We start from the raw sequence: 370 nt of genomic DNA, 5'->3' as shown, positions 1-370 counted from the left end.
CCATAGCTCAGCTGGATAGAGTACTCGGCTACGAACCGAGCGGTCGGAGGTTCGAATCCTCCTGGATGCACCATATTCTTCCCGAATATGGACAGTGCCTCAGTGTGTCATGACGTGATTATCGTTCAGGCCGCACTAAGGAGGATAACGTTGCATCAGCAACGGCCCATAGGGCGAAGCGCAAGCTGAGTAATCCTCCTGGATGCACCATTCTTTGTAACATCCTCAGGTTGGTTTCTGTAAGTCCATAAAAAGTTGTACCTCAAAAGATAGACCCCAAAAGATAGACCCCAATGCATCCATAGCTCAGCTGGATAGAGTACTCGGCTACGAACCGAGCGGTCGGAGGTTCGAATCCTCCTGGATGCAC

Annotated in this window: 1 tRNA gene; it reads left to right on the top strand. The window is 50.8% G+C overall.

What is annotated here, in order from left to right:
* The first annotated feature begins 295 nt into the window (after nt 1-295).
* Nucleotides 296-369, top strand: a tRNA-Arg gene (locus tag NR201_RS22520).
* Nucleotide 370: the final 1 nt, after the last annotated feature.

The organism is Pantoea sp. Fr-CA_6, assembly GCF_024520895.1.
GTDB classification, from domain to species: Bacteria; Pseudomonadota; Gammaproteobacteria; order Enterobacterales; family Enterobacteriaceae; genus Pantoea; species Pantoea agglomerans.
The sequence above is the reverse complement of the archived record's forward strand: the minus strand, read 5'-3'. Positions and strand labels throughout refer to the sequence as shown.